Genomic DNA, 25652 nt, shown 5'->3' on the forward strand with positions numbered 1-25652 from the left:
TCTTGTTAAAGTCCATTCATTAGTAGATGTAAGATGCCGTTGCCGACCGAACCCTTTGTTGCAAACTGTAGAAATCAATGTTCCATACCGTTTTGAAGTAGTTCACCACAATGGCTTCTTTCTGCCGGAGCTTGCTTTTCGCCTCTTCTGCGGTGGTTCCATTTACGCTTGTGCCCGTGATACCGTTCACCAGGGCGTCGAACCCGGTTTTTCCTTCCGTAAGCATCATGGAGATCATTTCAACGAAATCCTCATTGGGGTCCTGTTTGGAATAGGCGGTGATAAATCCATCCTGGCGGGCGCTTTCATCGGTATCGTTCACCCAGTTGGTGGTGTACATCCCTACGCTGATGCGTTTGTAATCGGGCGGATACATGACGGTCTGGTGAAGAATATGGGCGGCTTCGTGGTGCACGGTATGGAAAGCCATTTTCACCTGCATGGAATCAGACGCCTTGTAACCGGCCATTTGCGTGGTCTTAAAAGTATTCACTTCCAACAGGTTGATTTTCCGGCCTCCTTCCGCGATGCCCAGTACTTTCGTGCCGTTGCTGGTATTGTAAATAGCGCTGCCGTATAACGTGAAAAACTTCGGACAGTGTTGTTTAAAGAAAGCGGAATCGGATTCAGCGATATAGGGATCGGCCCATACTTTTTTAATGGAAGAAAGCAATGGCGTAACCACTTCCTCTTTGGGCGGAACAAAATCGCGCAGGATATACTGATCCGACACCTCATGAGGATCCCACTTGTATTTTACGCTGATGTTAAACGGTTTGGTGAGGCTGTCGGAAATCCAGGCATCGATGGCAGTAGGGGCCCAGGTATCGCCGCCCAGGCCGGGAATTTCCCCTACTTCGCCCAGTTCATCTTTTTTGCACGACAGCAGTATGGCCGAAGCAAATAATGTATAGCAGATTCTTTTTATCATTTCAAAGCATTTAATCAGTTTAACGTGGGTTCAGTTCTACGCCGGAAAGTGTGGCGGATTCAGGAATCTGAAACACCCTCCGCTTATCGTCCGCCTCCAGCGTATATACTTCTCCGTTCAACGCGGTATGTTCCACCGGGATGTTGTAACGCAGGATATCGAACCAGCGGATACCTTCGTGGATAAATTCGGCTCTTTTGAGGTCCAGTACCGTATTCAGCAAAGCGCTGGCCGGCGATCCGCCGTAAATGGTGGTAGCCTTACTTTCCGTGAGTCTGTGAATAGGATCAGCGGGATTATAGTTGTAAATCCTTGTACTCAGGTATTGGTTCAGCAGCGCAACTGCCCCTGCCGTATTGTTTTTGTACAACATGGCTTCGGCCCTGTTGAAGAGCGCCTCTTCCACCGTAAACAATGGCGCCATGATATAGCCTGTTCCGATTTCAGCGTTAACGGATACCCGCACGAAATACTCGTTGAGTTTGGGGATATATACCGTGTTATCGCCTCCGTAACTCTGGTAGGCGAAAGCCCATTGGGCCCGGCCGAAAGCGCTTAAAACGGGAACATTGATGCCTATCTGCCTGAAAATAGTGGCGTCGTAGGCATACCTTCCAATCGCGTATTGCCTGAAGTACCAGGAAGCCGTTTCACACAAAAGCAGGTTCGACGACCTGGTGGCCCTTGTATAATCCGCGAACAATTCAAGCCTGGTCATGGTAAGGTATTCCGTGTTCCAGGGACGAAGTAACCCCGCCACGTCGGTGGTGGCGAACATATCGTTGGTATGCTCAATCACTTTATCCCAGTTCTTGCGGAAGAGGTAATACCTTGCCGCGAATGCGTTCGCGGCTTTGCGGGTAAAGTGATAGGCGGGAACGGTGTACACATCATCCCTGATCAGCGGAAGCCCCGCCAGCAGGTCCTTTTCGATTTGCTCGTACACATACGCCACGGTTCTTCTTTCATATTGCTTCACCACCACATCTTCCACTTCGGTTACGTAAGGAATACCGGGATCAGAAGCGGCCGTGGTTTCATCGTACACTTTAGAGAAAAAGGTGGCCAGCATAAAATGCGCGTAAGCCCTGGCCACGAGGGCCTCTCCTTTTTGCGCGGCGTACCTTTGCTGATCGGGTGCTTTGGCGATGGCTTCCAACGCGATATTGGCCGATGCGATGGCCTTATAGCAGGCGCCCCAGTAAAATTCGGGAGAGTCCTGGTTGTTGCTTCTTACATCCCTGAACATGAATGGGTCCATGGCGGTATTATCGGCGGAACCGGCGCCCCTGTCGCCCACATTGTCCGTGCTTCCTTCGGCGAAAGCCATGTAGTTGGCCGCGGGATAAGCGGAGGCGAGCAATTGAGACACCTTTTCGGGGGAATTCAACTGGGTCCTGTTGTCCGGCTCTTTTTCGAGGTATTTGTTACAGCCCAGCGAAGCGATCGCCATCACCAGGGCCATGTATTGTATTAAGTGCTTCTTCATAATAACTTTGATTTACAAACCGGCTTTCAATGAAAACGTAAACTGCTTTTGAATGGGCTGCGCCACCCCTCCGGTGTTAAAAAATTCAGGATCCTGCCCTTCCAGTTTTTTATCCGCGTAAATCAACCAGGGGTTGATGGCGGCCACGGTGAAGGAAAGCGACTTTCCAAAGCCAAGCCGCTCCAGTTTTTTCTGAGGAACCGCGTAGGATAAGGAAACGGACTTCAGGCGAACGAAGTCGCCCTTAGCCACCCGTTCACTGGAATAATTGTAGTTGTTGTAAGCGTAAGTACCTGCAAGTTGGGCCGCCGTTACCCGATCAATGATGGCTGGCACGGCGCCTGGTACTGTGGCTTCGCCCAGGTCAGACCAACGATCAAGTAACTCTCTCGGCATCGCGTCGTAATCGGTATACCCGTTCCTGAAAGAGGGATACAACCTGATAAAGTTCCCTGCCTGGTAAGTAAGGAATACATTAAGTGAAAATCCTTTGTAGTTGAATGTGTTGTTGAACCCTCCAGTAAATTTGGGGTCCACTTGTCCGTGGTAAACCAGGAAACTGTCGTTGGCGTTGGCCTGAAGGTAAACGGCTTGTCCCTGCCCACCGTTTTCATCCGTAAATACGGGTGTTCCGTTTTCACGCACCAGCTTGATGTAATCGATCGAAAACAATCCGTTTACGGGATATCCTTCCAGGTTTCCCCCTTCAGGTTTCACGAGGTCAAAAATCAACGGATCATTTTTGATGTTGGTGATTTCGGTGGTGCTGTATCCGAAGGTGAGGGTTGATCTCCAGGAGAAGTTTTTGGTTTTCAATACCTGTCCACCCAGCACAACATCCACACCGTTTGCTTTCATGTCCGCATAGTTGGCGAGTTTAATGGCTTCACCGCCGATGCCGCTTGTTTTGAACGCGCCGATCAGGTCGAAGCTCTTCCTGAACCAGGGTTCAGCGGTAAGTGTGAGCCTGTTGTTGAACATGCCCAGGTCCACACCGAGACTCAACTGGTGGTTTTTCTCCCAGGTGAGTTCTGAGTTTTCGAGGAAGATCAGTTGGATAACATTTTCCCGTTCTGTAGTATAAGGCCTGTTGGAACTCACGGTGCGGAGTACCATATTCGAGTTGGTGGCGGGCCCCATGGAGGCGGTGAGTCCGTAGCTGCCGCGCAGTTTCAGGTAATCGAACATGGTAAGGTTGCTGAAAAATTCTTCTTCATCCACGTTCCACGCGGCGCTCACGGTTCCGGTAGGCAGCCAGCGCGACTGACGGGCCGCACCGAGCTGGTTGGAACCATCGTACCGGCCCACGAGTGAAACACTGTACCTTCTGTCGTACATATAATCCACGTTTCCGTAAAAACCTACAAAGCGGTCGAAGGTCTTCGACATTTCATAGTAAGGAAAACTGGCTTCGATGGTTTGTTTTAATATTCTGGGATCAGTAAATGGTATGCCCCCATTTTCATACTGATAGCCGTAACCGGTATTGGAGAAGTTCTGCCTGTCGGCAAGACGCACCTGCTGGCCCGCCAGCGCGGTAACCGCGTGCACGCCATTGAAGGTCTGGTTGTAGGAAACGGTGTTTCTGATGTCGAAACTCAGGAGTTGGTTTTCCGTCCTGTTGTAGAACCCGCCATAAGGCAGAACGATTTCCGGTTGCGCTTCGGGATCATCGGGATCGCGGTACAGGAACTTATTGTTTTCCTGTATGGTGGAGGTGCCAGCCGCGCGGTAAGCGTTGGCCATATTGGCGCGTTCCGTAATCTCATGCTCCCTGGTGGAACGCACATAGCGCATGGATCCGATAAAATCATATTTGAGGTGCCGGTTAAGTTTGTAGGAGAGATCGCCCTGGAGTTTCAGGTCGATCAGGTTGATCAGCATCCTGTTTTCTTCCAGCTCCTCCAAAATATTGAATGGCGCGAAGTTTCTTCTGAAGTACTCCCTGTTGCCGTTCTCATCATAAGCAGTGATGGCGCGGCTTGAATTGAGGGCGAAACTGAACGGATTGATGTCAAAATCACGGTCGAAGGAACCTGAAACCGGGTTTGAGGTACGGGAAAGTGATCCCGGCGCCCTTTGCTGCCTGTAAGATGCCGTTGTGAGGAACCCGCCACTCAGGTTTTTGGAGAAATTGTAATTGTTTCTGAAATTCAGCGTGTAACGTTTTACGTTATCCGCCAGCGTCCATCCGTTGTCGTTATAAAAACTGGTAGAGAAGAAAGATTGTGATTTTTCGGAGCCGGAAGAGATGCTGATGGCATGTTCCTGGATAAAGGAATTCCGGAAAAGCAGGTCGTACCAATCGGTATTGGCGCGTGCATAACGCAACAGGAACGCCTTCCTTGCTTCCGGTGTATTGGCCAGGCCGAAATTACCATTGGGGTCGGCATTTACCAGGTCGAACATTTTCCCGTATACGCCGTAATTCGCCTGGCTTAGCAAGCTGGGCGTGAGCAACCCTTTTCTTTCCAGTTCTCCCCATACAGACATCTGTTCTGCGGAGTTCATGATGTTGTAGTCGCCGTAAACCGGTTTTAACTGCATGCTGTAATTGCCGGTATAGTTCACGTTCAGCTTACCGGCCTTCCCTTTTTTGGTGGTGATCACCACTACCCCGTTCATGGCCCTTGCGCCATACAGCGCGGTGGCTGCGGCATCTTTAAGGATGTCAAAGGTTTCGATGTCGTTCACGTTAATCCCCGCGACGGAGGAACCCAGCAAAGTGGTAGGGTCTCCACTGGAAAGCTGATCATTGGAGATGTTCACCAGGTCTTCCAGCACCACGCCATCCACCACCCACAGGGGTTTATTTTCACCATTGATGGAAGTGGCCCCACGGATGCGGAGTTTGGGTGCGCTGCCAAATGTTCCGGAAACATTCTGAACGGAAACCCCGGCTGCGCGTCCTTCCAGCATACGGCTCACGTCGGCTACCCCCTCCAGCTTCATTTCATCCATCTTCAGTTTTACCGATGATCCGGTGAACTTTTTCTTATCCACGTTCTGAAAACCCGTCACGATAACTTCAGAAAGCGCTTTCTCCGATTCGTTCATTAGGGTAACGGCCAGAAACTTCTGACTCCGGTACACCAGCACTTCACGGGCTTTTCCGATGTAAGAGAAGGCGATACTGTCGCCGGGACTCGCGCTGATGGAAAAATCCCCCGCAGCGCTGGTGAACACACCTTTTCCCGTTACCAGGTTCTGCACGCTTACCTGCGCGAGTGGTGCGTTTTCTTCCGCGCCAGTTACACGCCCCTTCAGGTTTCCTGCCGTATCAATTGTTTGAAAAGGCGTGGCATGTGCAGTTTCCGCAAGGCTGGCAAGCAGCATGAATGATAAGCACCTAACCACCAGCGATCGTTTCCATCGCCCGGCCCTGTTGTTCCTCATAAGAATATAGTTTGATTAAACAAACGAGCAGGAGCGCCGGGATACTTCCCGCACTCCTGCCGTAAATATGAAATAAATGTTGATCTAAAATTAGTCTTTCAACCCCAGGTAAGCCTTTACCTGCTTGTAGTCGTTCCAGTCGATGGACTTTCCTTCGGCTGTACGTGCCTGTGTGCCGCCGGGAATAAGTACGTAGCGGTATTGAGCGACTCCGCCAGAACTATTAATGAGTGGGCCATAATTGGAGGCCAGCACAATTTCACCCGTGGAGAAGTAGGCATCCACCTGGATAGTAGGCGCGGGGTCCGTACCGAAAATATCTTCCAATGTTTCTTCAGAAAAAAGCAGCAAAGGGGACACTCTTGCAGGGAGCGACACAATAAATGGGTCGTTGGCGTCGCCCAGGTTCCAGTATACTTTTATTTCGCCTTTGTCCAGAATATCTTTGGTGAGTTTTGGCGCGGCAAGCACGGCTACGAAGTCATCCTCATCATACGTGGCATTCAACCATCCGGAATAAATCACATTGGCTGTACCAGCAGGACCAGTAGCTCCTGTAGGACCAGCAGGACCAGCGGGCCCTTGTTCACCTTGCTCACCCTGAGGGCCCTGCTCACCATCTTTGGCGCAGGAGGTAAAAAGCAACGAAACTGAAAATGCCAGGCAGATTAATTTTAGCAGACGGGGTTTCATGGTTTGATTTTTATGTTTCAATAAAGTTAAAATTTAATTGGAACAAAACCATCACCAGAATTTTACTTAAGAAATTTCGTTGAACCGTGCCCGCGTAGCTGATTGAACGCGTTAAACAAGCGGTGTAACTAAGGGTAACCGCGTTAAGAAGTATGATGCAATTGCGAGAGATTTTCTTTCACGCATTGCTTCCTGCTTCATGCCTCGCAGCCTCGCAGTAGCAAGGACGCCTGCTTCGTGCCTCGCAGGAACGGTTGAAGTGTTTCTTGTTGAGGATAATTATTTTCCTGGCATGAGCCTATGCAACGGGCATAATCATTTTATTACGATGGTCGCGATGCTGTGCGGTAAACTGGTGGAAGGCGCGGCAGTTCCGTTCATCCATACGTGATATGGTATTTCCAGTTCAGTAGTATTCAGTACCACCACAACTATACTTCCATCGGGATTCCGGAACGCCGTTGTTTGCAGTTGTTCGCGGCTGGATGAACTGATAATGCGCCTTGCGCCGGGTTTCACGAATTTTGAAAAATGCCCGAGGTAGTAATACGAATTCGTATAAAGCAGCTTCCCGCTTTTTGTGTCGGCGTGGATGGGCGCGAAACAAAAATTCCCTACATGATTGGGACCTCCGCGTTCATCAAGAAGAATGTTCCAATCGGTCCAGGCGACGGTACCATTGTTGAAATCGTTCACCATGGAGGTGCCGTACCGCTCTCCCAGGCTCCAGTCGGTGATGCGTGCCAGGTCGAACTTTTCTATACAGCCTTCGGTGAATACGAGCTTTTTGTCGGGGAAGGATTCGGCCACCTGTTTCAGGTTATTGAACTGCATATTACCGCCGGTCCAGGTTTCATACCAGTGGAAGCCGATGCCCCAGATGTAGCGTGCGGCTCCATGATCGGACAATAAGGTGTTCGCGCGTTGGTAGATCAGGTCGCGGTTGTGGTCCCAGGCGATGAGTTTTTTGTCTTTCATACCCGCTTTCACCAGCGTGGGACCGAGGTATTCCTTTACGAAATCGCGCTCTTCTTCGGCCGAATAGATACAGGATTCCCAGCGTTGTTTCGCCATGGGTTCGTTCTGCACCGTGAGTCCCCAAACGGGTATCCCTTTCTGTTCGTAGGCATGGATGAACTTCACATAATAATCCGCCCATGTTTGCCTGAATTCAGCTTTCAGTTTTCCACCCTGCAACATGCTGTTGTTGGTTTTCATCCATGCGGGCGGGCTCCAGGGGCTTACATAGAGGTCCAGTTTCCCCGCTACGTTCATTGCTTTTTTAATGAACGGTATCTTGTAGGCTTCATCGTGTTGCACATTAAAACTTTTCAGCGCAACATCATTGTCGGTTACATAAGTGTAAGATCCGCTGGAGAAATCGCAACTGTTGATGTTCGTTCGCGCCAATGTGTAGCCAATACCTTTTACTGGATCGAAATAGGCAGTGAGTAATTCCTGTTGTACCTTGGCAGGGAGTTTGGCGAAGGTTTCCGCTGAAGCGTCGGTAAGCGCAGCTCCGATACCGGTGATCTCCTGGAAATGCCTGTTACCGGACACAAACACACAGGGTTGTGTTTCCAGCGGCTGTGGCATGGGAGTGAATTTCAACGATGCTGTTTGCTGTAACCGCATAGTTGTATTTTTTGCGGTAGTGAACACCGTTGCCTGTGGTCCCGAATTCTTTTGCTGGGCAAACAATGCCGTTCCGGCCAGTAAGGCTGCGGGTAAAAAAAAGTTCCTGGTCATTGGTTGGTGTTTTCCGTTACCACACAAAGGTGCCCACGGCCCCGCTGTCGAGCGTGACGGTAACAATTTTTTCGTTGAATTTTATATTGAAGGTTTCTGCAGTATTCGCTTTGTTCAGGACAATAAGCACTTTCTTCCCATCAGGATTTTTGAAAGCCACATTCAGCAATGCACCCGCATGATTGGAAGCGATCCGTACTGAACCCGGACGCACGAATTTGGAAGCGTGTGCGATAATGTAATAGGCCACGTTCCTGCTCACCGTATTCCCTCCAATCGTTAATGCCCCAAGGCAACTGCTGCAGCCCCCGTTTGTAAAAGGACGGTAATTGGGATCGGCGGCCAGGTTCCATTCCAGCACGTTCCTGCTCCAGTTTCTCGTGGCTCCGATGATAAGGTTCTCAATATGCCATTGCAGGTCGTTCCCGAAATTACCGGGCCCGCCCACCCATTGTTCCGTGAAATAAACGGCTTTGTCGGGATGCGCGTTCCGCACCTGCGTAAGGGCTGAAATAGGACCGCCATACAAATGAAAAGCGGAACCGTCCACATACTGCTTCGCTTCCGGATCATTGAGAATGGCCAACGGATAATCCGGGCGATCCGCATTATGGTCGTAAACGATGATTTTAGTGGAAAGCCCTGCATTCCTGAAAGCCGGCCCCAGGTGGTTCTTAATGAAATCGGCCTGTTCCGAAGCCTGCATCACCATGCTGGGATTGTTCCCGCCATGAAGCGGTTCATTCTGTGGCGTAATGGCATCTATGGTAATGCCTTCGGCCTTCATCGCCTGAATGTATTTCACGAAGTATTTCGCGTAAGCGGCATAATATTCCGGCTTCAGACTCCCGCCCACAAAAGCGTTGTTCGTTTTCATCCAGGTGGGTGCGCTCCAGGGTGATCCCAGAATTTTGATGGACGGAAACAACGCGGTGATCTTTTTCAAAATGGGAATCAGATCGGTCCTTTCAGGATCGATACTGAATTTGGCTTGGTCCACATCGGTTTGCCCTGCGGGCAGATCATTGTAAGTGAAAGGCGCTGCGCTCAGGTCCGATGCGCCAATGCTCACGCGAAGGTAGCTTACGCCGATATGCGTACTGTCCCAGGCGAAAAGTTCCTTGAGCAGATTATCCTTCTGCGCAGCAGGAAGCGCATTGATCAGCGTGGCACTTCCTCCTGTTAAAGTATAACCGAAGCCATCAATGGATTGAAACTGCTGCGTGGTATCCACCTCAATGGTAGCGTTACTATTGGAAGCATTGGCAAACAATAAAGCCTGGTTCTGCTTTGCGAACAGCACCGACTGATCTTTTTTAGTAAGATAAAACGCCACATCTGACCGAACGGGTACCGGAGGTGGATTGGGTGTTGGCGTTGTGCCACCCGTAGCACCTGTTTTTTTGCTGCAACCGCCCGAACAGGCCGCCGACAGTGCAAAAGCGACGCACAGTGACGCTATAAGGTATAAAGAAGGTTTCCGCTGCATGTGTAAGTTTTATTTGTCGATCATTTTGTAAACACGTACATAATCCACTTCCATGTTCACGGGCAATACGCTGGGGTCTATCCCCTGTGCACCGCCCCAATCGCCACCGAAAGCGATGTTCAGCAGCAGGTGGAATTTCTGGTCGAAGGGCCAGGTGGCGTGTCCTTTGCCTTCGTTCACGTGTTGAAACAGGAACTGGTTGTCGATGTATCCGCGCACGGCATAAGGCGTCCAGTCCACACGGTACACATGAAAATCAGTGGTGGCGGTTTCCACCATACGGGAGGCAGACTTCTGGGTATTGATCTTAAAATTGTATGCTTCGGTGTGGGTACTGATGTGCACTTTGTGAAGGTCATAGCCCACATGCTCCATGATGTCTATTTCCCCGGATTTGGGCCATCCGCCGTAAACATAATCGGTGGGCAGCATCCAGATGGCGGGCCAGGTTCCTTTGCCCGCGGGCAGTTTGGCCTTTATTTCAAAACGGCCGTAGAGGAAATCTCCTTTTTTGCGGGTCACCAGACGGGCGGAGGTATATTCTCTGCCGCCCATGACTTCTTTACGTGCCGTGATGGTGAGTTTCCCATCGGCTACCTTCGCGTTGTTGATGGTATTGGTGTAATACTGCAGTTCATTGTTTCCCCACCCCGAGCCGCCTATATCATAGTCCCATTTTGTGGCATCGGGCAGACCGGTATAATCGAATTCATCGGACCAGGAGGGATTGGCCTCAAATGTCCAGCCTTTATCAACGGGAGCGCCGCCGATGATGGTAACGCCCTGGGTTACTTTGCTTTTGCTGGAGCAACCGGCGAGGAGGAGGAAGATGGTGGCGTGGAGGAGGTGTTTCATTTTGTTTGTTTTTTTCACGCTGCCTCACGTTGCGTCGTGGCGTCGTAGCGTGAGATTTTATATTTACAGAAAGCGGATATTTTTTCTCGCAACGACGCAACGACGCAACGCCACGACACAACGTTGTCGGTTGAGGTGCAAGGGATCGGTGCATTTGGGGAGGCTTTACACCTGTTCAATGCGCCGATCCTTTGTTGGTTACATTCTTCTTAGTTCAACGTTATCGATAGAGATACCGCTGGTTCCGAGGTTGGCGCCGCCTGTTTTGATGAAGAGGTAAACGGTTCCGCCGGTAGTGAAACTGATTTCTCCGTTCTTGCCTTTCTGTGCGCCTTCGCAGGCGAGTGTGGCGAGGTTTCCGTTGAAAACAGTATTGCCGCAACCTGCCCAGGTATTCAGGGCGAATTTGTTGCCGCCGGAGCTGTAGTCCGCTCCGGGAACGGGTGCGGTGGTTCCGAAATACACTTCGAACCAAACATCGGTGGCACCGCTTCCGGAAACGATCATGCCGAATTTATACTTCTGGTTCGCTACCACCTGGATGGGCTGGTAAATGGCTGCGTGGCCCCAACCGCCACCGGTAGCAGTCATCTTTCCGTTCGCCATGGCAAAGTCCACACCGGCAGTGATGATGGACTTGGTCCATTTGCTTTCATCACCGGCATTGAATTTTCCGCCCATAACAAGGTTACCAGCTACAGGGTCGGAAGTGGCCACGTTGAGGGAAGCGGGTGCGGCATCATAGTAGGTGCCCCCCTTCCCCATCGCCTGCATTTTCAGGTTGTAAGTCCCGGCATCCGGGTAAAAAACGGTATCGCTTGTTTTCCCGCTTACGAAACCTGCGCCATTGTCGATATCCCAACGCTGGGTGATGGAACCAGCGGTGGTGTTGCGGATCACATAGGTATTTGTTTTGCCCTGCACGGGGGTGACACTGAAAGTTGGTGTAAGCGCTTCTTCCAGACCGTGATCGTCAATAGCCATTTCAGGCGTGCAGGAGGTGAGTGCAAGGGTTACCGCGGAAATGGACAATGCCGCGAACATATATTGGTGAAGGAATGTACGTTTCATGTTTTCTGATTTGTTGGTGTATGAATGGAACTACCGGTATTCTTCGTTCTGTACAAGTTTGGTATTCTCCAGTTCCAGTAAAGGAATCGGCAATACTTCATGTTTTCCAGCAACGAATCCTTTGGAAGCCAATGCCGCTGCGGCTCTTCCCCAGCGCACCAGGTCGAACCAGCGGTGTCCCTCACCCGCCAGCTCCAGTCTTCTTTCGAGGACAATATTATCGAGGGTTAGCGCCACGGGGCCAAGACCTACACGATCACGTACCGCATTCAGCAAAGCTGCGCCTCTCGTAAGGTTACCACCCGATCCACGAAGTATGGCTTCCGCTTCCAGCAGGTAGGTATCTGCAAGCCGGATTTCGTACATGTTCTGCGGAAAGTTCAGTTCCATGGCGCCTCCGCCGGTAGAACGGTTCGACTGGCGGCCAATAAATTTTTCCAGGAAGTAGCCGGTATTGTTGTAACCGGGCGTATAGTCTGCAATGCCATTGGCTTTCAGGCTATCCAGGTTGGCAATGGTGGCATTGTAACGGGGATCGAAATGAATGGCGTTGAAGAGGCCTGGTGTTACTACAAGGAAGCTCCAGCCTGAAACATAGTCTGGTGCGCCCGGTGTAAGCGGCGAATATCCGCGGGGCCCTGTCATGATGCTCAGCACATTGCCCTCGGTACAGGCGATACAGCCCCAGTCGCCGGAAGAAGTGCTGGTGTACCCGATCTCGAAGATGGACTCGGTATTGAATTTATTGTTCGATTTCCAAAGGTCACTGAAATTATCGAGGAGTTTATACCCGTATTGACTTGTTCCACCCGGTGTTCCGTTCACTACGGCAAATTCCGCGGCTGCATCGTTAAAGCGTTCGAGTTGCAGGTACACTTTTCCCAGCAACGCGTGGGCGATGCCCTGCGTCATTCTTCCCCCTTCAGTAGCGGCAGGCACTGTGGGCGGGAGATCCGGAATCGCCTCCTGCATATCTTTCACAATCTGCGCATATACGTCTGCGGGAGCCGCCTGCGTAACGTTGTACATATCGGAAGCGGGTACAGGTTCCGTGAAGAGGGGCACGTTTTTAAACAGGCGCACCAGGTCGAAATAGAAATAGCCGCGTAACAGTTTGGCCTCCGCGATATAGCGTTTTTTCAGGGTTTCATCCATGGGCACGTCCCCCATCTTCTGCAAAAGAATATTCGCACGGAACACACCCGAGAAACCTTTCCGCCACAATTCGCCCTGCGGGCCCCGATCGGGACTGAGCGTGTAATTCGACCACAACTGGAGATCGTTCACATCCGTGGCGTTACCGCCTCCGGCGAGGTGGTCATCAGACGCGGCATCCAGCGCGTTCACTTTTGTAACCAGTCCGCCACCGGTCCAGCCCACCACATCATATACGGCTACCAGTCCGTTGAAGGCTTCGGTTTCATTACGGTAATAGTTCGATTCCAGGTTCAGTCCTTTTGGCTCCACTTCCAGGAATCCCTTGCTGCAGGAACCGAGGCCAAGCGTTCCCAGCGCAAGTGTTGTATATAGAAGGAATTTGTTCATTTGATTTACTGTTTGAATGAAGAAAACGGGTTAGAAAGAGAGGTTCACGCCAGCCATGAAGGAACGTGCCTGGGGATAGAATCCACGGTCGATACCTGCACCTGATCCACCACCGATCTCAGGATCATATCCTGAATATTTGGTGAAGGTGACGAGGTTCTCGCTCATCAGGTAAACGCGTGCACGTGCCAGTCCGGCTTTCCGGATCAGGGCCGCGGGCAGGGAGTAGCCGATCTGCAATACTTTGATGCGGAAATAGTCGCCATCTTCGAGGTAGAAATCAGAAGGATTGGTGAAGTTGTTGTTCCTGTCGTCTCTTGTCAAACGGGGGTAGCTGTTGGTGGACCCTTCGCCTGTCCAGCGTCCCAGGGCTTTCCGCTGCCAGTTAGCTTCCTCCACTTCCAGCCTGCGGAGTCCCTGGTAGATTTTATTTCCTGCGCCGCCCTGTCCGAACAACACCAGATCGAATCCCTTGTAAGCCGCGTTGAGGGTCATGCCGTAAGTCACGGTGGGTAATGCGTTGCCAAGTATCTTACGGTCATTCTCATTGATCACACCGTTGCCATCCACATCTTCCCAGCGGAAATCGCCGGGCACCGCGTTGGGCTGTATCTTTCTGCCACCTTTGTCTACATAGGCATCAATCTCTTCCTGGTTCTGGAAGATGCCCATGGTTTTGAACCCGAAGAAAGAGTTGAAAGGCTGTCCGATAATGGACCTTGTGATGGGATAAGTCGTGGTTTGAACGGTTTGCTGGTTGGTGGTAGAGAAAAGAATACCATCTCCGAGGTAGGTGATCTTATTTTTATAATGGGAAATGTTTCCGTTCAGAGAGAGGTCAAATTCACCCAGTCTTCTGCGGTAGCCGAGTTCCAGTTCAAGTCCAGTGTTCTCCATATCCGCCACATTGGCCGCGGGGTTGGAAATGGCGCCCACATACCCGGGGATACGTGGGTTCATGAGAATGCCCACGGTTTTCTTTTTGAACCAATCGAAGGCTACAGTAAGGTTATTTACCAATGTTGCGTCGAAGCCGATATTGGTCTGGCGGGTTTCTTCCCATTTCAGGTTGGGGTTAGCCGGTGCGTTTGGACTGTACCCGATGAGGTAGCTGCCGCTGGTACCGAAAGCATAGCTTCTGCCGCTGCCTATCGTGGATACATAAGCGAAATCACCGATCTCATCACTACCCACCACGCCGTAACCGCCACGTACTTTCAGGAAGTTCACCACATCGGTTGCGGGGAAGAAGGATTCTTTGGTGGCCACCCATCCCATGGAGAAAGAAGGGAACACACCGTATTTGTTGTTGGAGCCGAAGCGGGAAGAGCCATCCCTTCTAACCAGCGCCTGCACCAGGTATTTTTCTCCATAATCATAGTTCACCCTTGCGAACAAAGAACTCACGTAATGTTCCTGGCTCTCGCTGCCGCCGGATACTTTCTGGTCGGCAGGCACATTGAAGTTGAGGGAAGCATCATCGAAATTATCCGCGGGAATATTGAAATAAGTAACATTAACGTTCCGGGAAATGCCGTCTGAGTAAGCGCCTTGTCCTACAAGCAGGGTCAGGTTATGTTCTCCGAAACCTTTGGTATAAGAAGCGGTATTTTCCAGGTTCCAGCGGAGGTTTCTGTTGGAGCCTCGGTTGTAGGAAGTTTGCGAGGTCACCACGGTAGGTTTGAGCCATGCGAGCGGGGAGAAACTTTCACCGCCCCAGAAGGAGAGTTTACCACCGAGCGTAGAGCGCAGTTTTAATCCTTTGATGGGTTCTGCTTCCAGGAAGGCATTGCCGATGAGGTTATCGCTCCAGCCATAGTTGCCGAGCCGAGTTTGGATATATGCGAGCGGGTTGGTGAACTCCTGGCCCACGATCTGCGGAATGGCGTAAGGGTTCCCGAACTGGTCCCTTCTGATGCCCGCGCCGTTCATGTTACCGGGCGTGGGCAGGTAAGGTGCCATGGCTAGTTTGGCGGGATCGGTTTCGATGACGGGCGTAATGGGATCCAGGTTGATGGCGGAACTGAGCGGCCCGCCGAATTCGCTGTTGGTATTGCCGATGCCCAGCGTTTTTTCATACGCATAGCCCAGGTTCTGACCGAAAGTGATCCAGGAAGCGAGTTTATGGGTGGAGTTCAGTCGGAAGTTGAGTCTTTTGAACTTAGAGATATCAGTGGCTACGATGCCTTCCTGGTTGAAATAGCCGAAGGAAGCGAAATACGTGGAGCGCTCGTTTCCGCCGGAGATACTGAGTTCATGGGTCTGGCGGCGGGCGCTGTTGTTGAAGATCACGTCCTGCCAATCGGTTCCTTCCCCGTAAATGGTGGGGTCGGCGAATGGCTTCGCCTGTCCGGCGGCCACAGCGGCTTCGTTGCGGAGTGTGGCGTATTCGGTGGCGTTGAGCAGGTCAAGTTTACGGGTGGGCGCCTGAATACCATAATAGCCATGGTAATTGACACGGAGCGCGCCTGATTTCCCTCTTTTGGTAGTCACCAGTATCACACCGGCCGCGGCGCGTGCGCCATAGATGGCCTGCGAGGAGGCATCTTTCAGTACTTCAATGGATTCGATATCGCTCTGGTTGAGGTAGCCGATGCCGCCATTGTCCACCACAACACCGTCCACCACCCAAAGGGGGTTGTTGTTGTTGAAGGATGTGATGCCGCGCACCCGCACCGTGGCGCCTGCGCCAGGTTGCCCGTTATTCGTGGCGATGGTTACGCCGGAAGTGCGTCCCTGCAATGATTGTTCAATCCTGTTCAGCGGCATATTTTCCAGGTCGGAAGCCTTCACGCTGGAGATGGCCCCTGTTACCACACTTTTCTTCTGGGTGCCGTATCCTACTACCACTACTTCATTCATATTGGTGGCATCGGCATCGTTCATGACGATATTTAATTTTCCATCCGCCGGAACGGCAGCTTCCTGATCCAGCATGCCCAGGTGGGAAACGACCAGTACCGCGCCGGTTTTTGGAACGGATATGCTGAAATTGCCCGACTCATCTGTAACAGTGGCGAACTCTGTACCTTTTATTTTTACGGTGGAACCCGGCAGCGGTTCGCCGGTGGTTTTTGCGGTCACCTTTCCCGAGGCAGTTTTGCGTTCCTGGGCGGAAGCATTGAGAAAGGCGCACTGAAGCAAGAGAAAAATGCTTAATGGAAGCAACGTTTTCAATTTCATATGCAAGCGTTTGTTTGGTTAATAAAAGAACAACTCTTTTTCAATCGTTAGAAATCCTATGTTAAAAGTAGGTCACTATTTAGCTTTCAGGCAGAAAAACACCACCTCAATACCACATCAATCCAGTCAAAAACACCTGAAAAACGGCCATTTCACCACCTCAATACCACATCAGCCCGAATGAAACCGGTGTCATTTTCAGGATGCTCAACTAATCTAGTTGAAAACGGAGCGATTTCAGGTTAAAACCACCCGATTCCGCCAGTATCCTCAGCGGCTGTTCCCCTTCGGGAATTTCGATCCCAGACAGAGATACTGTCTCCCATTTGTGGAGCCCTCCCGTAGCGGGAATGGCGATGGAACCCAATTTACCCGAACCGTTCAACAGCGCCAGCCTTCCCCCGTCTTTCTCAGCGGCCACTTCCAGCTTTATGGTGTATTTCCTGTTTTGCGGTACCTGCAACGTGTATTGCCACCATTCCCCTGGTTCAGTATGACTGATGTACACCTGGTTGGTATCCGGATCCCGGCTGATGTCGGCCCCATCGTTCCTGTAGGTACGCCCCTTGTTACCACCCCTGGCACCGCCATCGGAGATATGGTAATCCGCAGTATCCACATCATAATAGGCAAAGCCATTTCTGCCGAGGTCATAATCTGAAGCATTGATGGTCAGCCCATTTACAAGTTCATTCTTTTGAAATGGAAGGGTTTGGGTGGAGAAAGGCTGCCGGATCATGGCATCCACCACATCAGCATGGAAAATATTGTGTTGCAGTTTCAGGTCGTTGGCGAGTGCCAGCAATCCTTTTGTGGCGGACTCTTTTCCCGGGCGCTCCCCCTCTCCGTTCCAATAGCGGACCACCTGGTCATATTCAGGGTTCGACCTTATCTCCAGCGGATTATTGGTGCCCAGTTTTTTTAAGGGCCACCAGGCCCAACCGATGTTGTGGGTTTCCAGCAGATGAATGGCCTCCGTGAACCATACATTTGAGTTCTCCCCCGTTTCACCGAGCCATACGGGCACATTGTGCTTTTCCCGGGTGTCAAGGATATGCTGGATATCGGCCTGGCGGTTGTGGTTCCAGTATTTGTGGAAACTGAGGGCCATGTTGTTGTCCCATACCGGCAGAACATTGTTGTAGTTGTTTCCCCAACCATTGCCTTCAATGATGATAAGGTGCTTTTTATCCACTTCCCGGATGGCCTTTGTAATATCCACCATCAGTTTGCGGAGGGGTTCGTTCTTCTTTTCTTTCAATCCGTTCTTATCATTTACGGGATCTTCGAAACCATAGTTGGGTTCATTAATGATGTCGTAGGCGCCGATCCAGGGTTCATTGGCGTAGCGTTGGGCCAGTTTGCGCCAGAGCGCGACCGTTTTGCGCTGGTTCTCCTGGCTGTGCCAGAGCATGGGTTTAGACAAATCTCCGTCGGAGATGTTCAGGTCGTTGCCTTGTCCGCCGGGAGCAGCATGCAGGTCCAGGATCAGGTACAGTTGGTTGGCTTTGCACCAGGCAAGCAGACTGTCGGTGAGCCGGAACCCTTCTTTCAGCCAGGTATCTTTTCCTTTAACGGGTTCTTTTTCAATGGGTAAAGTGTACAGATTATAGTGCATTGGGAGGCGTACTGAGTTGAACCCCCAGGCCTTCAGCGCATCTATATCGGCGCGGGTGGTGTGGTTGTTGAGCCATGCCTGATAAAACCTTCCGGTGTTTTCCTTCCCGATCAGTTCTTCCATACGCGAACGGATCTTGTTCTGCTGTCCATCTTTATAGATGCGGAGCATATACCCTTCCTGGAGCATCCATCCTCCGAGGCCGATCCCTTTCAGGAGTACGTTCTCTCCTTTTTCATTAACGATCCGCTGACCGTCAGCCCTTAAAAATCCCTGACCGAAAACGTTGGAGGCTGAACTAAGAATTAAAAGGAGTAGCGTGATGAGTCTGGCGTTTTTTCTAAGCATCGTCTGCATTTGAAGAAGTGGCAATGAATCGATTTTCTGACCCTGCTAAACTAGACCTTCACGGTGTAAACACGTGTTTTTCCACCACTGCAATACCACATCAAAAAGTGAAAACACCGTGTAAACGCCGTTTTTTCACTACATCATTACCACATCAATCAAATTTTCCTACCTTTCCTACGCCATAAATTGACTGAGGATGAGAAAATTCTTTTCCGTGGTTTGTTTCTTTTTATTGCTGAAAGGAACAGCCCAAAACACGATTGCACTTCCCGAAATCATCAACTATACCAGGGAGGCTTCCAATTCCGGGACCCAGAACTGGAAGATCGGCCAGGACAAACTGGGGATCATGTACTTCGCAAACAACGAGGGACTACTCAGTTTCGACGGCAGCAACTGGAAAAAGTATCCCCTTCCCAACGAAACCATCGTCCGCTCCCTGGCCATCGCCGAAGACGGGCGCATCTATATCGGCTCCCAGAGTGAGTTCGGTTATTTTCAACCCGATCAAAACGGGATACTCAGCTATACCTCTATCAAAGTACCAGACACTGAAAAAGACTTCGCCGACATCTGGGATGTGATCCCCATCGGACCCAAAGTGTTTTTCCGCGCCCACCGCAAACTTTTTATGTACAGCAGCGGTAAAGTGACCGCCTACGACGCGAAGAACTGGAATTTCATGGGGTACGCGAACGGAAACCTCATTGCCCACGAGATCGAAAAAGGCATGCTCCGTTTCCACGATGGGGTGTGGAAACCCTTCCTGGAAAAAGGGGCGCTTCCCCCTAACGCACGCATCACTTCATTTACGGCCATCTCCAAAGACAGTGCCCTGCTCACCACCCTTCGGCACGGGATGTTCATCCTCCGGCAGAACGAACTCACTCCATTTAATACCTCCACCACCCAAAAGATCGCGGAAGAGAACATCTACGCTTCCACCATGATCAGCGCCGATAAAATTGCCGTGGCCACCAATATGGCCGGCTGCTTTATCATTAATAAAAAAGGGGAATTCATCCAGCGGCTTTCGAAACAGGATGGTTTACAGAACAACAATATCCTCTCCATCTTCACGGATAAGGACCAGAACCTCTGGATTGGCCAGGACAATGGCATCGACCTGGTAGCCTATAACCAGGCCATCAAGCATATATATCCCGACAACCAGGAACACAGCGCCGGTTACTCCGCGTTGATCCACCAGAACAACCTGTATATCGGCACTTCCCGCGCCCTGTTCAAAGCGCCGCTTCAACCCGGCGGGGACCTGAGTTTTGTACACAGCAGTTTCAACCCCGTAGCCAATAGCAAAGGACAGGTATGGAGCCTGTCGGAAATTAACGGCCACCTGCTGATGGCGCACAACGAAGGCGCTTACGTGGTGGAAAATAATGCCGCTATCCCCTTCGATGTAAGTACCGGATTCTGGACCTTCTTCCCCTTATCCAACCTCTCCCCTTCGGAAGGCGTGGCCGCGGGCACCTACAACGGGATGAATTTTTACCACTACAAAAATGGAAAGTTCACCTATACAAACACACAAACATTTTTTGAATCGGCCCGCTTCATCGGGGTGGAAAAGAATATGGCCTGGGTGGCACACCCCTACAAGGGTCTCTACAAAATAGCGCTCGACAATGGCGTTCATCCCACCAATACCACTTACAAGGATCCGGGAAAGATATTGTCGCAAAACCGGAACTTCATTTACAAGGTGAAGAACAGGATCATCCTTTCCAGCGACAACGGCCTCTTTGAATACAATACCGCCAAAGGCGATTTTGAACCCTCAGCCTATCTCCGCGGCATCTTCGGTCCCATCTCCGTGCAATACCTGAAAGAAGACGAATCAGGAAACATCTGGTTCGTATCCGACAAAAGACTGGGTGTAGTGGAATTCATCCGGGAAAAACCTCGCATCACCTTCCTCCCCGAGCTCAACAACAAAGTGATGGCCAACGGGTATGAACACATCTACCCCTACAACAACCAGAACATTTTTGTAGCGGGAGAACAGGGATTCTACCACATCAATTACGACCTCTACAAAAAGGACCGAGAACAACTCTCGGTACTCATCAGCACGGTGAAGACCCTGGGCAACAGAGACAGTACGGTTTTTGGCGGTTACCAGGCATCTTCAGGTACACCAAAGCTCCATTACAACCAGAACTCCCTTCACTTCGATTTCGTTTCTCCCCTGCATGGTCAGCAGGACAATATCGAATACACGTATTACCTGAAGGATTTTGATAAAACATGGAGTACCTGGTCCAAAAAACGTGAAAAGGAATATACGTATCTCCCGCCAGGCACCTACACTTTTATGGTGAAGGCGCGCAGGTTCGAAGGCGAAGAATCACCGGTGCAAAGTTTCAGGTTCGTGGTACTGCCCCCCTGGTACCGCACTACCTGGGCCTACCTCGTATATGCGTTTATCGCACTCGCGGCCTTGTATGCCGGGTACAAATGGCAGCGCCGCAAATTCATCCGGCAGCAGCAGCGCCACGCGGAAGAGCAGAAAAGGTTGCAATACCTGCATCAATTGGAACTGGAAAGAAACGAGAAAGAGATCATCCGTCTCCGCAACGAAAAGCTCGAAGCCGAAATACAGTTGAAAAATACAGAACTCGCTTCCACTACCATGAACCTGGTGCAGAAAGGAGAGATGCTGCACAAAGTGAAAGAAGAGTTCCAGAAACTCAAGAAAACCGACAACAAAGAAACCTCCGATGAAGAATACAAAAAGATCATGCGGATGCTGGAGGAACACAAACTCCGGAACGACTGGGAACAATTCGCCGTACACTTCGATAAGGTGCACAGCGATTTCCTGGTGTCCTTAAAAGAACATTATCCTAAACTAACGCCCAGTGAACTGAAGCTATGCGCCTACCTCCGGCTGAACCTCTCCAGCAAAGAGATCGCGCAGATCATGAACATTACGATAAAAAGTGTGGAGCTGAGCAGGTACAGGTTGCGGAAAAAACTGGGCATCCCGGGCGAGACCAGTTTGTTCAACTTTTTGCTGGATTTCCATTCCACGGCAAATGCGGTATAACCATTCATCCATTGTTCATCAGCACCCCGTATCTTCGCCCCTCAAACAAAATTTATGCTCGCACACCACGTCCTTTTCTGGCTGAAAGCCGATACTACCGAAGAACAGAAAGCCGCCTTCCGCAAAAGTCTGGAGACCCTTGAAAAAGTTGAAAGCGTGAAGGCGTTCCATGTAGGCACACCTTCTTCCATCGACCGCGCCGTAGTGGATACCAGCTATACTTTTTCCCTGGTGATCTTCTTTGAAGATATGGCCGGACACGATCTTTACCAGGTGCATCCGCTGCACACCGGTTTCCTCGATGAATGCAGGGCTTATTTCGAAAAAGTAATCATCTACGATTCCATCTAAATCAAAGAAAATATGATCTGGACAAAGCCGGTTGATCTTGAAAAGCTGAATAACCTGCCACCGAACATGGCATCTTATATCGGTATTGCGTTCACCGGCTTTACCGACAACACCCTTTCCGCCCGTATGCCCGTTGACCACCGCACGCACCAGCCTTTCGGCATCCTGCACGGCGGCGCCTCGGTTGTACTGGCGGAAACTTTGGGGAGCGTGGCCAGCCTGCTGCTTATTGATGAACAGCAGTTCCGGGCCGTTGGACTGGAAATCAACGCCAACCACCTCCGTCCCGTAAAAGAGGGATACGTTCACGGTGTTTGTACACCCATTCATATCGGGCAGAAGACCCATGTGTGGGACATCAGGATCAGCAACGAAGCCGGCAAACCCGTTTGCGTGAGTCGACTTACCGTGGCCATCGTTCCGGTGTACAATCTTATTTAATCAACCTGGGATCAAACACGCAATGTGGTCCGGCGAAGAAATTCCCCAGGTGCGCCTTGCGTTGAAATGCTGACACATCGAAACGCGCATCCAGCTTCTCTTCCAGCTCGGCATGGTTGTTCTCCATAAAATTGCCTTGTTTCTTTTTACTTCCCTTCGAGAAACTTACATAGATCCTGGCAGATCCGGGAAGATTGATTCCAATTGTTTTCATTTTTTGCGTTTTAGATGATTAAACACATCCATACGCAAGCATCATTCTGTTAAATACGAAAGCCCGCTTTGTAACAGCAGGCATTCGTTAACGGTATTCATAGTACGGCACGATGGCCGTCAATTCATTTCAGCAAAGCAAAAGTGATTTATAAGATCCGAACCTGCTTCCCGGCCTGAAGCGCTTTTCCTACCAGGCTCATATCGGCTTCATCGGGAGCGGAAACGATCACGAGGTGAATAGACTCATCCTCCAGGATATCGCTTGTATTGTGCACCAGTTCGGCGCCTGAAAATTTCTCTTTTGTAAGCGCGGCGGTCTCTTCTTTCAGCATCACTTTTTTAACATGATACCCGTTGAAACTACCGCTTTCATCGATCAGATATGGATCTGTTGGTTGATTAAACTCAATCAGCCCTGCATTCATTGTTTCCATCTCACGTGGCTTTTAATTATAGATCAACAAGTGCAAAAATAAGCAAAATTCTTGTTTAAACGTTTAAACAAATCGTGAAATTGTGTAGATTGGCATTTTAAAAACGTAAATAGCGGGAACACAATAACTTCGGTTCCGATATTTTTTTTCTTTCTAACGGATTGCCATGCAGAAAAAAACCTCCTTAAAAGATATTGCTCAACTGGTGGGTGTTTCCACCGCGCTCGTATCTTATGTATTGAACAACAGGAAGGAAGGGCGGATAAGCCGTGAAGTGGCGCAGAAAATAAGAGCGGCCGCGGCTGCCCTGAATTACCGACCCAACCAGGCGGCCAGGAGTTTGAGAAGCAGCAAAACACTTACCATCGGGCTGATCGTGGCGGATATCGCCAACCCCTTCTCCGCATCGCTGGCACGCATCATTGAAGACGAAGCGGACCTCCAGGGCTACACGGTGATCTTCGGTAGTTCCGATGAGCACCCTGAAAAATTCAACAAGCTGCTCGAGGCGTTACTCAACAGGCAGGTAGACGGACTTATTCTTTCCCCGCCGGAAAACTCAGCAAACGCCTTGCAGGCACTTGTGGAACAGAATACCCCATTCGTATTGCTGGACCGCTATTTTTCCAACATCACAGCCGATACCATCTGCCTCGATAACCACGCAGCCACCAATGCCGCAGTGCAACACCTGCTGCTACAACACAAAACCCGCATTGGCATGATCGCTTACCGCACCACGCTGGAACACCTGCAGGACCGTAAGAACGGGTACATTGACGGACTGAAAACCGCCGACATCCCTTTCAACCCATCTTTGCTGAAGGAGATCGATATTGTTGTGACGGAAGAAGCGGTGGAACAGGCGATGAACGAACTGCTGCAATTACAGGAACCACCGGAAGCCATTATCTGCGCCTCCAACGTCATCGCCACCAAAGCGCTGAAGTTGTTGCGATCGAAGCACCGTAACACTTCTTCCCTACCCGAAATTGTGGGCTTCGATGAAACGGACCTCTTTCATTTCGTGGATCCGCCACTTACCTACATCAGGCAACCGTTGGTGGATATGGGCAGAAAGGCCACCCACCTGCTGCTGGAGCAAATGAATGGCCGTTCAGAAAGAACGCGTATTTTCTTAAAAGGAGAGTTAATAACAGGATAGTGTAAACGAAGATTTTTATATGGGCATTATCTTGTTCAGGTTATTCACCATCACGACTTCCTTACATACTTCGTCAATATCACGATCGTCTGTTCATTGATTTTTCCTTCAATATGTTCCGGATTATCCTGCACCAGCCTGATCTTTCTTACGATCGTGCCCTTCGGTGCCATGAAGTTCGTTCCTTTCACGTTCAGCACCTGGGTGAGCACCACGGTATCGCCGTTGCTGAGCGGCGTTCCGTTGCTGTCTTTATGGACTTCTACGGTTTCAAAAGCGCTCAGGGCCCAGTTCAGCACGGCATCATCCGGTTCAACCCCATTCATAATATCGGCGGCCCAATCCTGTTCTTTGTTGGCGTACAGTATCCTGTAGCTCAGGGCCTGCACAGCGGGTTCCGGGTTCCAGATGCTTCCCGCAAGGCATTGCCAGTGCTGCGCCGCATCTTTGTTGTCCATCATGGCCAGGCAGGTGGTACACAACGCCACTTCGTTTTCGATGTAGTCGTTGTTTTTAGGGCTCACGGCAAAGGCGATAGCCGCCGGTTCCACGGTACACAATTCACAGGTGCCCTGGCAACGTTCTTTCAATGGTGCGGTGATGCTGGTATTCATATTTGTATCGCCCTGATTTTGCTTTTGGGCGGGCGCAAGTTACGTTTCTTCCCCGGCTTTCAGAAAAGAACCACCGATCCTGTTACCTTTAGCAGCAAATTCATAGGCATTCATGAAAGCATATTTCCGTTTCAGTATTCCATACCTCCTCCTCACCATTCTTTTGTTCACCATTGAAGTGCTGATCGCAAAATACCTCCACGACCAGGTCATAAGGCCCTATGTTGGCGATGTACTGGTAGTAATACTGATCTATTGTTTTGTACGAAGCTTTTTTCGCTTCCCGGTATTGCCCACAGCCATCGCTACGCTGCTGTTCGCCTTCCTGATCGAAACACTGCAGTATTTCGATATTGTTCATCTGCTCGGACTCGGGAAATATTACCTGGCAAGAGTTGTAATAGGTACTTCATTTGAATGGATAGACCTCGCAGCCTACACGCTCGGCACCCTGATTGTATTGGGTGCGGAGAAGGTAAGAAGTTAGCGCATCCACATTTCAATATGGTCGTCTATCACCTCAACTGCACCCGCAGCATCCACGCCATTTTTTCGTGCGTTTCCATCAGTCCCGTAATAAAATCGCCTGTACCCGCATCTTTGTAATCGTTGCTGATCAGATTGATCTTTTCCCGCATCCGGATGATGATGCTTTCGTGGTCGGCGAGTAAAGCTTTTACGAAACCAGCGCCGTCGTTCTTTTCCCGGCTCAATTCGGTGAGGTGCGTTAGTTCGAGGAAAGTTTTTAGTGAAGCAGGCGCATAATGGCCAAGTGCGCGGATGCGTTCCGCAACATCATCTATCATTTCATCCAGTTCTTCGTATTGCGATTCGAAGAATTTGTGTTTTTCGTAAAAATCGCTTCCTTCCACGTTCCAGTGCGCGTGTCGGGTTTTGGTGTACAAAACGAATTCATCCGCCAGAAAAACACATAGTTCCTGAGCGGTTTTCGAGCGATCTTCTTCGCTGATGCCAATTCCTGTTTGCATGGTAT

General features: G+C 50.5%; 20 protein-coding genes. 5 read left to right on the forward strand and 15 right to left on the reverse strand.

Going from position 1 to position 25652, the window contains the following annotated elements:
- Positions 1 to 19 precede the first annotated feature (19 nt).
- From M4J38_RS18535 to M4J38_RS18585, 11 genes are all read right to left on the reverse strand, one after another.
- On the reverse strand, positions 20 to 931 hold the full coding sequence (locus M4J38_RS18535; protein WP_251761300.1) for a putative zinc-binding metallopeptidase: 912 nt from the start codon (positions 929 to 931) through the stop codon (positions 20 to 22).
- Between the two features lie 19 nt (positions 932 to 950).
- On the reverse strand, positions 951 to 2420 hold the full coding sequence (locus tag M4J38_RS18540) for a RagB/SusD family nutrient uptake outer membrane protein (RefSeq protein WP_251761301.1): 1470 nt from the start codon (positions 2418 to 2420) through the stop codon (positions 951 to 953).
- Positions 2421 to 2432: 12 nt separating this feature from the next.
- Positions 2433 to 5816, reverse strand: coding sequence for a SusC/RagA family TonB-linked outer membrane protein (locus tag M4J38_RS18545; RefSeq protein WP_251761302.1), 3384 nt, complete (start codon positions 5814 to 5816; stop codon positions 2433 to 2435).
- Positions 5817 to 5906: 90 nt separating this feature from the next.
- Positions 5907 to 6509, reverse strand: a complete 603-nt coding sequence (locus M4J38_RS18550) for a collagen-like protein (protein ID WP_251761303.1) — start codon at positions 6507 to 6509, stop codon at positions 5907 to 5909.
- A 315-nt stretch (positions 6510 to 6824) separates the two neighbouring features.
- Positions 6825 to 8258 (reverse strand): glycoside hydrolase family 30 beta sandwich domain-containing protein, encoded by a 1434-nt coding sequence (locus M4J38_RS18555; protein WP_251761304.1) that lies wholly within the window; start codon positions 8256 to 8258, stop codon positions 6825 to 6827.
- Between the two features lie 16 nt (positions 8259 to 8274).
- The gene (locus tag M4J38_RS18560) at positions 8275 to 9747 is read right to left on the reverse strand and encodes a glycoside hydrolase family 30 beta sandwich domain-containing protein (RefSeq protein WP_251761305.1); all 1473 of its coding nucleotides are present in this window, start codon (positions 9745 to 9747) and stop codon (positions 8275 to 8277) included.
- A gap of 9 nt (positions 9748 to 9756) precedes the next feature.
- Positions 9757 to 10602, reverse strand: a complete 846-nt coding sequence (locus tag M4J38_RS18565; protein ID WP_251761306.1) for a family 16 glycosylhydrolase — start codon at positions 10600 to 10602, stop codon at positions 9757 to 9759.
- Between the two features lie 198 nt (positions 10603 to 10800).
- Positions 10801 to 11673: a hypothetical protein gene (locus M4J38_RS18570; RefSeq protein ID WP_251761307.1), complete on the reverse strand. Its 873-nt coding sequence runs from the start codon at positions 11671 to 11673 to the stop codon at positions 10801 to 10803.
- Positions 11674 to 11703: 30 nt separating this feature from the next.
- The gene (locus M4J38_RS18575) at positions 11704 to 13218 is read right to left on the reverse strand and encodes a RagB/SusD family nutrient uptake outer membrane protein (protein ID WP_251761308.1); all 1515 of its coding nucleotides are present in this window, start codon (positions 13216 to 13218) and stop codon (positions 11704 to 11706) included.
- A gap of 30 nt (positions 13219 to 13248) precedes the next feature.
- Positions 13249 to 16401, reverse strand: a complete 3153-nt coding sequence (locus tag M4J38_RS18580) for a TonB-dependent receptor (RefSeq protein ID WP_251761309.1) — start codon at positions 16399 to 16401, stop codon at positions 13249 to 13251.
- Between the two features lie 211 nt (positions 16402 to 16612).
- The gene (locus tag M4J38_RS18585) at positions 16613 to 18367 is read right to left on the reverse strand and encodes a cellulase family glycosylhydrolase (protein ID WP_251761310.1); all 1755 of its coding nucleotides are present in this window, start codon (positions 18365 to 18367) and stop codon (positions 16613 to 16615) included.
- A 199-nt stretch (positions 18368 to 18566) separates the two neighbouring features.
- Between M4J38_RS18585 and M4J38_RS18590 the strand changes: the two genes are divergently transcribed.
- The 3 genes from M4J38_RS18590 to M4J38_RS18600 are packed head-to-tail and all read left to right on the forward strand — an operon-like array spanning position 18567 to position 22229.
- Positions 18567 to 21437, forward strand: coding sequence for a triple tyrosine motif-containing protein (locus M4J38_RS18590; RefSeq protein WP_251761311.1), 2871 nt, complete (start codon positions 18567 to 18569; stop codon positions 21435 to 21437).
- A 54-nt stretch (positions 21438 to 21491) separates the two neighbouring features.
- Positions 21492 to 21788 (forward strand): Dabb family protein, encoded by a 297-nt coding sequence (locus M4J38_RS18595; protein ID WP_251761312.1) that lies wholly within the window; start codon positions 21492 to 21494, stop codon positions 21786 to 21788.
- 12 nt (positions 21789 to 21800) lie between these two features.
- On the forward strand, positions 21801 to 22229 hold the full coding sequence (locus tag M4J38_RS18600) for a hotdog fold thioesterase (RefSeq protein WP_251761313.1): 429 nt from the start codon (positions 21801 to 21803) through the stop codon (positions 22227 to 22229).
- Here M4J38_RS18600 and M4J38_RS18605 read toward each other — a convergent pair.
- A complete protein-coding gene (locus tag M4J38_RS18605; protein ID WP_251761314.1) occupies positions 22222 to 22443 on the reverse strand; it encodes a hypothetical protein in 222 nt (73 codons plus the stop codon). The genes M4J38_RS18600 and M4J38_RS18605 overlap by 8 nt on opposite strands.
- Before the next feature lie 148 nt (positions 22444 to 22591).
- Entirely contained in the window at positions 22592 to 22879 is a 288-nt protein-coding gene (locus M4J38_RS18610) for a Gfo/Idh/MocA family oxidoreductase (RefSeq protein ID WP_251761315.1), read from the reverse strand.
- A gap of 166 nt (positions 22880 to 23045) precedes the next feature.
- Between M4J38_RS18610 and M4J38_RS18615 the strand changes: the two genes are divergently transcribed.
- The gene (locus M4J38_RS18615) at positions 23046 to 24044 is read left to right on the forward strand and encodes a LacI family DNA-binding transcriptional regulator (protein ID WP_251761316.1); all 999 of its coding nucleotides are present in this window, start codon (positions 23046 to 23048) and stop codon (positions 24042 to 24044) included.
- A gap of 50 nt (positions 24045 to 24094) precedes the next feature.
- On the opposite strand, the gene M4J38_RS18620 is transcribed toward M4J38_RS18615, so the two are convergent.
- Positions 24095 to 24658, reverse strand: coding sequence for an alkylphosphonate utilization protein (locus M4J38_RS18620; RefSeq protein WP_251761317.1), 564 nt, complete (start codon positions 24656 to 24658; stop codon positions 24095 to 24097).
- 112 nt (positions 24659 to 24770) lie between these two features.
- Between M4J38_RS18620 and M4J38_RS18625 the strand changes: the two genes are divergently transcribed.
- A complete protein-coding gene (locus M4J38_RS18625) occupies positions 24771 to 25145 on the forward strand; it encodes a DUF2809 domain-containing protein (RefSeq protein ID WP_251761318.1) in 375 nt (124 codons plus the stop codon).
- A 28-nt stretch (positions 25146 to 25173) separates the two neighbouring features.
- Here M4J38_RS18625 and M4J38_RS18630 read toward each other — a convergent pair whose 3' ends face one another.
- A complete protein-coding gene (locus M4J38_RS18630) occupies positions 25174 to 25647 on the reverse strand; it encodes a Dps family protein (RefSeq protein WP_251761319.1) in 474 nt (157 codons plus the stop codon).
- Positions 25648 to 25652: the final 5 nt, after the last annotated feature.

The organism is Parasegetibacter sp. NRK P23 (assembly GCF_023721715.1).
Taxonomy (GTDB): Bacteria; Bacteroidota; Bacteroidia; order Chitinophagales; family Chitinophagaceae; genus Parasegetibacter.

Bases quoted from the DNA above. Each gene is read 5' to 3' on its own strand.
- M4J38_RS18535 (WP_251761300.1), bottom strand. From the start codon at position 931: ATGATAAAAAGAATCTGCTATACATTATTTGCTTCGGCCATACTGCTG.
- M4J38_RS18540 (WP_251761301.1), bottom strand. From the start codon at position 2,420: ATGAAGAAGCACTTAATACAATACATGGCCCTGGTGATGGCGATCGCT.
- M4J38_RS18545 (WP_251761302.1), bottom strand. From the start codon at position 5,816: ATGAGGAACAACAGGGCCGGGCGATGGAAACGATCGCTGGTGGTTAGG.
- M4J38_RS18550 (WP_251761303.1), bottom strand. From the start codon at position 6,509: ATGAAACCCCGTCTGCTAAAATTAATCTGCCTGGCATTTTCAGTTTCG.
- M4J38_RS18555 (WP_251761304.1), bottom strand. From the start codon at position 8,258: ATGACCAGGAACTTTTTTTTACCCGCAGCCTTACTGGCCGGAACGGCA.
- M4J38_RS18560 (WP_251761305.1), bottom strand. From the start codon at position 9,747: ATGCAGCGGAAACCTTCTTTATACCTTATAGCGTCACTGTGCGTCGCT.
- M4J38_RS18565 (WP_251761306.1), bottom strand. From the start codon at position 10,602: ATGAAACACCTCCTCCACGCCACCATCTTCCTCCTCCTCGCCGGTTGC.
- M4J38_RS18570 (WP_251761307.1), bottom strand. From the start codon at position 11,673: ATGAAACGTACATTCCTTCACCAATATATGTTCGCGGCATTGTCCATT.
- M4J38_RS18575 (WP_251761308.1), bottom strand. From the start codon at position 13,218: ATGAACAAATTCCTTCTATATACAACACTTGCGCTGGGAACGCTTGGC.
- M4J38_RS18580 (WP_251761309.1), bottom strand. From the start codon at position 16,401: ATGAAATTGAAAACGTTGCTTCCATTAAGCATTTTTCTCTTGCTTCAG.
- M4J38_RS18585 (WP_251761310.1), bottom strand. From the start codon at position 18,367: ATGCTTAGAAAAAACGCCAGACTCATCACGCTACTCCTTTTAATTCTT.
- M4J38_RS18590 (WP_251761311.1), top strand. From the start codon at position 18,567: ATGAGAAAATTCTTTTCCGTGGTTTGTTTCTTTTTATTGCTGAAAGGA.
- M4J38_RS18595 (WP_251761312.1), top strand. From the start codon at position 21,492: ATGCTCGCACACCACGTCCTTTTCTGGCTGAAAGCCGATACTACCGAA.
- M4J38_RS18600 (WP_251761313.1), top strand. From the start codon at position 21,801: ATGATCTGGACAAAGCCGGTTGATCTTGAAAAGCTGAATAACCTGCCA.
- M4J38_RS18605 (WP_251761314.1), bottom strand. From the start codon at position 22,443: ATGAAAACAATTGGAATCAATCTTCCCGGATCTGCCAGGATCTATGTA.
- M4J38_RS18610 (WP_251761315.1), bottom strand. From the start codon at position 22,879: ATGGAAACAATGAATGCAGGGCTGATTGAGTTTAATCAACCAACAGAT.
- M4J38_RS18615 (WP_251761316.1), top strand. From the start codon at position 23,046: ATGCAGAAAAAAACCTCCTTAAAAGATATTGCTCAACTGGTGGGTGTT.
- M4J38_RS18620 (WP_251761317.1), bottom strand. From the start codon at position 24,658: ATGAATACCAGCATCACCGCACCATTGAAAGAACGTTGCCAGGGCACC.
- M4J38_RS18625 (WP_251761318.1), top strand. From the start codon at position 24,771: ATGAAAGCATATTTCCGTTTCAGTATTCCATACCTCCTCCTCACCATT.
- M4J38_RS18630 (WP_251761319.1), bottom strand. From the start codon at position 25,647: ATGCAAACAGGAATTGGCATCAGCGAAGAAGATCGCTCGAAAACCGCT.